The organism is Kitasatospora sp. NPDC048540, from assembly GCF_040651175.1.
Classification (GTDB): Bacteria; Actinomycetota; Actinomycetes; order Streptomycetales; family Streptomycetaceae; genus Kitasatospora.
Map to the genome: position 1 here is coordinate 1 of NZ_JBEZIR010000224.1, position 7,086 is coordinate 7,086.

General features: G+C 73.0%; 6 protein-coding genes. 1 reads left to right on the forward strand and 5 read right to left on the reverse strand.

Annotation, left to right across the window (positions count from 1 at the left end; translation table 11 throughout):
- Nucleotides 1-77 precede the first annotated feature (77 nt).
- Complete coding sequence (locus AB0D08_RS39885) at nucleotides 78-299, reverse strand: hypothetical protein (protein WP_033824123.1); 222 nt, start codon at nucleotides 297-299, stop codon at nucleotides 78-80.
- A gap of 157 nt (nucleotides 300-456) precedes the next feature.
- Nucleotides 457-1,371 (reverse strand): diiron oxygenase, encoded by a 915-nt coding sequence (locus AB0D08_RS39890; RefSeq protein ID WP_359895257.1) that lies wholly within the window; start codon nucleotides 1,369-1,371, stop codon nucleotides 457-459.
- A gap of 205 nt (nucleotides 1,372-1,576) precedes the next feature.
- Here AB0D08_RS39890 and AB0D08_RS39895 point away from each other — a divergent pair, with 205 nt between their 5' ends.
- Nucleotides 1,577-2,830 (forward strand): hypothetical protein, encoded by a 1,254-nt coding sequence (locus AB0D08_RS39895; RefSeq protein WP_359895259.1) that lies wholly within the window; start codon nucleotides 1,577-1,579, stop codon nucleotides 2,828-2,830.
- 27 nt (nucleotides 2,831-2,857) lie between these two features.
- On the opposite strand, the gene AB0D08_RS39900 is transcribed toward AB0D08_RS39895, so the two are convergent.
- The 3 genes from AB0D08_RS39900 to AB0D08_RS39910 form a co-directional block, all read right to left on the reverse strand.
- Nucleotides 2,858-4,867 carry a transglycosylase domain-containing protein gene (locus tag AB0D08_RS39900; RefSeq protein ID WP_233289302.1) on the reverse strand — a complete coding sequence of 670 codons (2,010 nt, stop codon included), beginning with the start codon at nucleotides 4,865-4,867 and terminating at the stop codon, nucleotides 2,858-2,860.
- 138 nt (nucleotides 4,868-5,005) lie between these two features.
- Entirely contained in the window at nucleotides 5,006-6,448 is a 1,443-nt protein-coding gene (gene gndA / locus AB0D08_RS39905) for an NADP-dependent phosphogluconate dehydrogenase (RefSeq protein WP_033824126.1), read from the reverse strand.
- Nucleotides 6,449-6,549: 101 nt separating this feature from the next.
- On the reverse strand, nucleotides 6,550-6,921 hold the full coding sequence (locus AB0D08_RS39910; protein ID WP_359895261.1) for a hypothetical protein: 372 nt from the start codon (nucleotides 6,919-6,921) through the stop codon (nucleotides 6,550-6,552).
- Between the last annotated feature and the right edge of the window lie 165 nt (nucleotides 6,922-7,086).

Consider the following 7,086-nt stretch of genomic DNA (forward strand, 5'->3'; position numbering starts at 1 on the left):
GACGGCCGCTTCGCGCTGCACAGCCATCCCGGCGACGAGACGATGACCGACGGCGCCCGGGGGCCGGGGCCGCCCGGTCAGTTGGTGCGGTCCTGAAGATCCGCCATGGCGACGGCCCAGCGGACGTACTTGTTGCGGCCGAGGTCGCCGACGGTCTTGATCCGCAGCGCGGCCAGCGCCTCGCCGTGCGCGTCGGTCACTCCGGCGAGCGCGGCGACGGGCGCGTCCAGCACCTCGGGCAGGCTGAGGTTCTCGTAGGCCTTGTCGAGCACCTTGTCGAGGTCGGCGGTGACGGTCATGGGGTTCCTCCGGTGGGTTGCGGGCACACGTGCCGCCAGGCTCCGCCTGCGCCGCGGCGCCCGCCAGCCGGGCACCGCCATCCGCCGTACCGGCCCGCCGCGCCGCCGCTCACCGCCGCTCACCGCCGCTCACCGGGCTCACCGCCGGGCACCCGTCTCAGGCCAGCACGCCGGCCGCCCGCAGCAGCCACCGGTTGGTCCGGCCGACCAGTCCGGCCCGGTCCAGTACCCCGATCACCTTGGCCGCCAGCCTGACCTTGGTGGCCCGCCAGTGGGGGTTGGCCGCGGCCGCGCGGCGCCCGGCCGCGGGGTCGATGCCGACGGCCGCGTACAGCCGGGGGTTGACCAGGCTGACGGTCGCGACGTAGACGATCAGGCCGACGAACAGCTGCTCCCAGCGGCGGCGCACCGGGCCGAGCCGTTCACGCAGCAGCTCCTCGCGGGCGTAGCTGATGTGCCGGGACTCCTCGATGACGTGGATCCGGGAGACCTGGCGGGTGAGCGGCTGCAGGCTCTCGTCGTTCATCACCTCGCGCTGGAAGGCGTCCAGGATCTCCTCGACGTACATCGTGCCGCCGAAGGTCTGGCTGTGCGTGGAGGTGGCCTTGAAGATCCGGCCGAGGTTGTGCGCCAGCGCGTTCGGGCGGTATGCGGGCACACCCATCCAGGAGATCATCCGGGCGAACATGACGGAGTGCCGGCACTCGTCGGCGATCTCGGTGAGCGCGTACTGGACGTGTGCGGTGGTGGGGTCCCGGTCGAAGGCGTGGCGCAGCAGCATCTGCATCAGGATCTCCTCGAACCAGATGCCGACGGCCGCGATGCTGGCGACCTCGTGCTTGCTCAGCTCGATCCGCTGCTCCTCGCCGAGCGTGTCCCACAGCTCGGTGCCGTAGAGCGACAGGTGGTGGGGCGGGGCGTAGTAGCGGCCGGGGACGGGCGGGGACTGCCAGTCGACGTCCTTGAGCGGGTCGAAGGAGAGCTTGGCGGAGGAGGCCAGCAGCCGCTGGGCGGTGCGTTCGCGCCCGGGTGCGTCCGGTCCGGCCTCGGCCCCTCGTGCGGGTGCTGACATCAGCGGCTCCTCGGTTCGGTGGATTCGGCCCCGGTCCAGAAGCTAGGCACTATTAGAACCACCGTCAATAGTGCGGGCGCGGCCCGGCCGGGGGCCGGGGCCGTGGAGGTGGGCCGAAAACGTCTCAGATCATGCGAAACCAATCCATTTCCCACCACGTAGGAAGGGGTGATGACACGTCAGATATCGATACGGAGCGAGGCCGATGGTGAGGACTGGAAAGCGCACGGCTGCCCTGCTCGCGGGCAGTCTGGTCCTGGCGGGGGCGGGCGCCCCCGAGGCGGGATCCACCGGGAACGCCCCGCCGGAGGCCGCCGGGGCGAGCGCCGCCGCCCCGGCGCCGCTCCCGCTCCCGCTCCCGGTGCCGCGCCCGGCCGAGCCCGCCTGGGACGGCAAGGTGACCGTGCTGGGCGACGGTTCCACCTCCTACACCGGGCCCCAGCCCGGGCCGCAGCCCGCCGAGCGGCTGAAACCCGGTGAGAAGCCGCCGCAGTTCGTGGTGTTCTCCTGGGACGGCGCGCTGGAGAACGACGACCACCTGTTCTCCCGGTTCCGCAAGCTCGCCGAGCAGAACAACGCCCGGATGACCTTCTTCCTCAGCGGCATCTACCTGCTCCCGGCCGCCAAACGCGGGATCTACCGGCCGCCGCAGCACGCGGCGGGCGCCGCCGCGATCGACTTCCCGACCGAGGCCCACGTCCGGGAGACCCTGGAGCAGCTGCGGCTGGCCTGGCAGGCCGGCGACGAGATCGGCACCCACTTCAACGGCCACTTCTGCGGCGCCAAGGGCGGCGGCGACTGGTCCACCGACGAGTGGCGCAGCGAGATCGACCAGGCGTACTCCTTCGTGGAGAACTGGCGGACCAACACCGGCTTCAAGGACGTCGCCCCGCTGCCGTTCGACTACCGCAAGGAGCTGGTCGGCGGCCGGGCGCCGTGCCTGGAGGGGCAGAAGACCCTGCTGCCGGCCGAGCAGGCGCTCGGCTGGCGCTACGACGCCAGCTCGCCGGGCGACTTCCAGGTCTGGCCGAACAAGCTGAACGGCGTGTGGAACTTCCCGCTCCAGCTGGTGCCGTACCCGCAGACCGACAAGCAGGTGCTGTCGATGGACTTCAACTTCCAGGTCAACCAGTCCGGCGACAACACCAAGGGCAACCCCGCCAAGTACGCCGCCTGGGAGAAGCAGACCAGGGACGGCTACCTCAACGGCTTCGAGCGGGCCTACAACGGCAGCCGGGCGCCGCTGTTCATCGGGAACCACTTCGAGACCTGGAACGGCGGCATCTACATGAAGGCCGTCGAGGACGTGATGAAGGACGTCTGCCGGCGGGACGGTGTCCGTTGTGTCTCCTTCCGTGAGGTGGCGGACTGGATGGACGCCCAGGATCCGCAGGTGCTGGCCCGGCTGCGCCAGCTGGATCCCGCACAGGCCCCGGACTGGTCCACCTTCGTCCGGTAGCCCGCGCCGGGCGGCGCCGACGGGCGGTCAGCCCGCCGGCGCCGCCTGCTGGTAGCCACTCCACACCGCGAGCGGCAGTCCGGTGGCGGACATCGCCGGCGCGCCGCCGCCGAGGCCGTCCAGCGGCTGCAGGACCAGCGTCTTCGGGTCCATCCGGAAGACCACGACCGCCGTCGAGGTGGTGCCGGCGGTGCCGACGAACCAGCCGGCCGTGTTGTCCTGGGAGGTGCCCGAGGTGCCCGCCGCGCCCGGCGCGACGGCCTGCGCACCGGCCGCGCTGCCGCCCTTGACCGCGTCCGTCAGCGCGTCGGTGACCTCCGCGGCGACCTGCGGGGTGATCGCGGTGACGGTCGGCGGCAGCCGCAGCGGGAGGTCGGCGCCGCCCCGGGTGACCTTCAGCACCGAGTAGGGGTCGGTGTGCCGGCCGCCGGAGGCGAAGGTGCTGTAGGCGCCGGCCATCCGGATCGTGCTGGGCGTCGAGTTGCCGAGCGAGAAGGCCGGGACCAGCGGACCGGTGCTGTCGGGCAGCAGGCCGAGGTCGAGTGCCGTCCGGCGGACCTTGTCCAGGCCGACGTCCATGCCGAGCTGCATGATCGGGGTGTTCACCGCCTGGGCCACCGCGGTGTGCAGGCTGATCTTCCCCCAGGACCGGCCGCCCGCGTTGCGGCCCTTGACGATCTTCCCGTCGCGTCCCCAGTACGGCCCCTCCGGTGTCATCACCTTGACCCCGTCGTCGCCGTCGTAGAGGGTGCCGGGCAGGACCGGGGTCCGGGGTCCCCCGCGCTCGCGCTGCACGCCCTGGCCGAGGCCCGCGGCATAGACCAGCGGGCCGAACGCCGAACCGACCGGCACGTTGGAGGTGTTGGCGTTGTTGAAGCCCTGCTTGAGGTAGTCCGGTCCGCCGTACAGGGCGAGGATCCGCCCGTCCGCGGCGACCGAGGTGGCGCCCACCCGGACGTACCGGTCCTCGGCCCTGGTGTCGGGGCTCAGCCCCGCGCCCGCCCGGCCGACCGCCGCGGCCAGGGCCGTCGTGCGGGGCTTCTCGAAGGTGGTGTAGATCTGGTGGCCGCCCAGGTCGAACTGGGCGGGCGTGATGTCGCTGTGGGACTCCACGTAGGAGCGGGCCACCTCGACCAGGTACCCCACCTGCCCGGCCATCCCGACCTGCGGCTCGGGGGTCCTCGGCTCGGGGAAGACGGTGTACCCGGCCCGCTGCGCGGCGGTCAGTGCCCCGGTCTCCACCATCCGGTCCAGGATCCAGGACCAGCGCTCCACGGCCCGCTGGTGCGCGGCCGGCCCCAGCGCCGGGTCGTACAGGCCTGCGCCCTTGAGCAGGGCGGCGAGCATCGCGCCCTCGCTGGGGTCGAGCTGGGAGACGTCCTTGCCGTAGTAGGCGTGTGCGGCGCGCTGGATGCCGTAGCTGCCGCGGCCGAACCAGCTGGTGTTGAGGTAGCCCGCGAGGATCTCGTCCTTGTCGAGGTGCCGGTCGAGCTTGACGGCCAGCAGGACCTCGGTGAACTTCCGCGACAGGGTGCGGTCCTGGTTGAGGTAGGCGTTCTTGACGTACTGCTGGGTGATGGTCGAGCCACCCTGGGTGTCACCGCCGGAGACGGTCCGGTACAGCGCCCGCGCAATGCCGCTGGGCGAGACCCCGTGGTCGGAGTAGAAGGTGGCGTTCTCGGCGGCCAGCACGGCGCCCTTCACCGGTCCGGGCACCTGGTCCAGCGGGACGTCCTGGCGGTTGGTCAGCCCGGTGCGGGCCATCTCGGTGCCGTCCGCCCAGTAGTAGACGTTGTTCTGCTGGGTGGCGAAGGCGTTCAGGTCCTCGGGTATGTCGGTGCGGGCGTACGCGACCCCGATCAGGGCCACGAGCCCCAGTGCCCCGGCCGCGGTCAGCACCAGCCACTGCCGCCAGGACGGCAGCCAGCGCCGGACGCCCCGTCTGCCCGTGCGCGGGTAGTCCCAGGACATCCGGCCGGGCAGGCGGAGCAGGCCCGACCGGGCGGACGCGGCCAGGGCGCGCAGGCGGAACGGCATGGCGGGGGACTCCATTCGTGGGCTGACTACCCGTCATGGAGGTGACGTTCCGGACCCGGCCCCACGTCGCGGATCTTCAGGCATCCGCACAGATCGTTCGCAGGTCGTTCACCGCTCCCGCGCGCCGGGCCGGGTCCGTCAGTGCTGCTCCTCGCTGCGGTCGTCGCCCCAGAGGGTGTGGAAGGTGCCGTCCCGGTCGACCCGCCGGTAGGTGTGCGCGCCGAAGAAGTCGCGCTGGCCCTGGACCAGGCAGGCCGGCAGCCGCTCGGCGCGCAGGCTGTCGTAGTAGGCGAGGGCGGTGGCGAAGCCCGGCACCGGAACGCCCAGCTGCGCGGCGGTCGACACCACCCGGCGCCAGGCGGACTGGGCGTCGCCGAGGGCCTGCCGGAAGTGGTCGTCGATCAGGAGCGTGGGCAGCTCGCGGTCCCCGTGGTACGCGGCCCTGATCCGGTCCAGGAAGCGGGCCCGGATGATGCAGCCGCCGCGCCAGATGACCGCCATCGCGCCGGGGTCGATCGACCAGCCGTACTCGGCGCTGCCGGCCTGGATCTGGTGGAAGCCCTGCGCGTAGGCGACGATCTTGGAGGCGTACAGCGCCTGCTCGACGTCCTCCGCGAAGCGGTCCGCGGCGGCGCTGTCGAGCCAGGTCTCGGTCGGCCCGGGCAGGCCGCGGGTGGCCGCGCGCAGCGCGTCGCTGCCGGAGAGCGAGCGGGCGAACACCGCCTCCGCGATCCCGTTGACCGGCACCCCGAGCTCCAGCGCGGTCTGCACGGTCCAGCGGCCGGTGCCCTTCTGCTCGGCCTGGTCCAGCACCACGTCGACGAACGGCTTGCCGGTGGCCGCGTCGGTGTGCGCCAGGATCTCCGCGGTGATCTCGATCAGGTAGGACTCCAGGCGGCCGCCGTTCCAGGTCCGGAACACCTCGGCGATGGCCGCGGGCTGCAGGCCGGCGCCGTGCCGCAGCAGGTCGTAGGCCTCGGCGATGAGCTGCATGTCGGCGTACTCGATGCCGTTGTGCACCATCTTGACGAAGTGGCCGGCCCCGTCCGGGCCGACATGGGTGCAGCAGGGCTCGCCGTCGACCTTCGCCGCGATGTCCTCCAGCAGCGGGCCGAGCACCCGATACGACTCCTCGGTGCCGCCGGGCATGATGCTCGGGCCCTCCAGCGCGCCCTGCTCACCGCCGGAGATGCCGGTGCCGACGAAGTGCAGCCCGCGTTCGCGCAGCGCCTTCTCGCGGCGGCGGGTGTCGAGGAAGTGCGCGTTCCCGCCGTCCACCACCACGTCGCCCTGGTCGAGCAGCGGGACCAGCTCGTCGATGACGGCGTCGGTCGGCGCCCCCGCCTTGACCATGATCACGATGCGCCGGGGCCGCTCCAGCGAGGCCACGAACTCCTCGACGCTCCCGGACGGCCGGAAGTCCCCCTCGTGCCCGAACTCCTCCACCAGCGCCGTGGTCTTCGACCCGGTCCGGTTGTGGACCGCGACCCGGTAGCCGTGGCGGGCGAAGTTCCGGGCCAGGTTGCTGCCCATGACGGCCAGTCCGGTGACGCCGATCTGGGCCTGCGGTTGCGCGCTCATGACGGGGGCTCCAAGGGGGTTCGCCGGCGGGACATCACGTCCCAACCCTGCCAAGCCCCGCGGCCGCCCGCACCCGGACACGCCTGCCCGGGGCCGCGCCCTCAGCGGCGCTCCGGCAGCAGCAGGCCCGCCGCCGACAGCGCTCCCCAGCCCACCGACACCGCGACCGCCATCCTCCGGTACCCGCGTCCGGGCAGGGTCCGGCCCAGCAGCGCCGCGTCGCCGAGGTCGGCGGCCAGCCGCAGCACGGTGGCGGTCCGCAGGCTCCGCGCATCCGGCGCCAGCGCCATCGCCAGGCCGCAGGCCGCGTCCCGCCAGGCCAGCGGCCGCAGGCAGACGGCGACCGCGTCCGGGGTACGGCCGTCCGGCCCGGCCAGCCCCGACGGCCGGGCCAGCAGCCCGGGGCGGGCGGCGACGGCGAACCCGTACACCGCGGTGGCGGCGCCGGTGAGGCGGAGCAGACGGGAGTTCATCGGCGGATCCTCGGGGACGGACCGGACGGGACGGCTGCCCACGCTACGCCGCCGGATCCGGCGGGCGCGGCTCCCCGCGCCCGGAGCGGGCAGCGGGTATGACTGGGCGGTGGGCCGCGTGCTCCGCGTCCGACGGATCACCGCGATCTCGGCGCCCCGAACCAG